We start from the raw sequence: 1812 nt of genomic DNA on the forward strand, positions 1-1812 counted from the left end.
CTCTTCAAACCACGTCAGCTTCGCCTTGCCGTATATATGTTACTGACTTCGTCAGTTCTATCTACAACCTCAAAGCAGTGCTTTGAGCAACCTGCGGCTAGCTTCCTAGTTTGCTCTTTGATTTTCATTGAGTATAACTTTGTTTCTATCTTAATCAAACTGGATAGTGAATAATCATATTCTCACGATAGAAGAAGAGGCTGAGATTCTTGATTCTCGGCCTCTTAGGTCTCTTAAAATGTTCCGATACGGGTGATTGGCCAGAAGCGGAATTTAGCTTCCCCTGTGATATCTTTTGCTTTGAAGGTACCTACGTGACGACTGTCGCTAGAAACCAAGCGGTCGTCTCCAAGGAGAAGGTATTCTCCTTCTGGGACAGTAAAGCTAAAGTTGGTATTATAGTTGACATCAACTGTGAAGGCTTGGGCTTTTTCAGCAATACTTCTAAAGAAAGTTCCTTTATTTCCTTCAAATCCCTTGCCTGAGTATGTGCTTTGGAGTTTGTCATCCTTGAAACGTTTGATGTAGTCAGCTAGGTAAGGTTCGTCTGTCTCTTTGTCATTGATGTAAAGTTTATCGTTTTCGTAACGGATAGTATCGCCAGGCATTCCGATGACGCGCTTGACGATGTCCTTATTGCCATCTTCCTCATGGGCCACCACGATATCAAAACGGTCAATAGGGAGGTGCTTAACGACAAAGAGAATTTCGCCATCCGCTAGGGTAGGATCCATGGAGTGTCCTTCTACGCGGACATTACTCCAAAAAAAGATACGACTTAAAGCTAGTAATGACAGAATCAGGAGGAATAATCCCCACTCTTTTAGGAAATTTTTAAATGAATTCATAATTTACCTTTCTAAGCGTTTTTTCGCTTTTTCAGTATTTTTAAAGTGCAGTTTGGCGCAGAAGTTGAGTCCCTGCATACCATAGGCTTGCAAAATCTGGCTAGCCACCTTGTCAGAAGCTGTTCCAGCTCCACTTGGAAGTTGATAGCCCAGTTCTCGTCCTAGATTTTCAAGATTTTCCAGAAAAAGATCACGCGCAATGATAGAAGAAACTGCGACAGCCAAGTATTTGCCCTCAGCCTTTTCTTCTAAGCTGATAGGATTGCTGAAACGATTGGCCTCTTGTGCCAAGTACTTGTCATAATTTTTAGCACTGGTAAAGGCATCAATCACAATTTTCTCAGGCTGAACACCTTTTTGAAGGAGGAGATAGATAGCCTGATTATGGAGGGCAACCTTAACCGAAACAGCATTGTAGCGGTCTCCGATGACCTCATTGTACTTGCTTGGTGAGAGAAGCAGTGCTTGGTGCTGGATTTTTTCCTTGAGGATAGGGGCAATCTGACGAATCTTTTGGTCGGTCAGAGTTTTAGAATCTCCCACACCGAGTTTTCGCAAGAAGTCATGCTGGTCTGGTGTGACAAAGGATGCAACAACTGCCAGCCCACCAAAGTAGGAACCATTTCCAACCTCATCTGTCCCAATCAAAGGAAGATTTTGTCCGCTGGTTTGCTCTACAGCTTGATAGCCAAAGAAACTAGCATATTTCTCAGCTCCTTCACCCTGAAGCAAGACCTTTCCAGAAGTATAGATAGAAGCCGTTGCTTGAGGTAGTCGCAAAAAGTAGCGAATATAGGGATTCTTGCTGGGAGCTAGACTAGTTTGGTAGTGTTCAAGAAAAGTCTGAATCTCCTTTTCACTTGGTGTGAGTGTTATACTTGCCATAGTTTCTATTGTACCACAAAAGCAGGCAAATTTGTAAAAACTGACAAAATTAGCGAATTTTGGTATAATCCCGACTTTA

General features: G+C 42.5%; 2 protein-coding genes. Both read right to left on the bottom strand.

The window, feature by feature from the left end; all coding sequences use genetic code 11:
• Nucleotides 1-233: 233 nt before the first annotated feature.
• The gene (lepB, locus tag HT699_RS10160; RefSeq protein ID WP_004245100.1) at nucleotides 234-848 is read right to left on the bottom strand and encodes a signal peptidase I; all 615 of its coding nucleotides are present in this window, start codon (nucleotides 846-848) and stop codon (nucleotides 234-236) included.
• A 3-nt stretch (nucleotides 849-851) separates the two neighbouring features.
• Nucleotides 852-1733 carry a ribonuclease HIII gene (gene rnhC / locus HT699_RS10165; RefSeq protein WP_172934340.1) on the bottom strand — a complete coding sequence of 294 codons (882 nt, stop codon included), beginning with the start codon at nucleotides 1731-1733 and terminating at the stop codon, nucleotides 852-854.
• Between the last annotated feature and the right edge of the window lie 79 nt (nucleotides 1734-1812).

Source organism: Streptococcus sp. 1055 (assembly GCF_013276815.1).
GTDB lineage: Bacteria > Bacillota > Bacilli > Lactobacillales > Streptococcaceae > Streptococcus > Streptococcus pseudopneumoniae.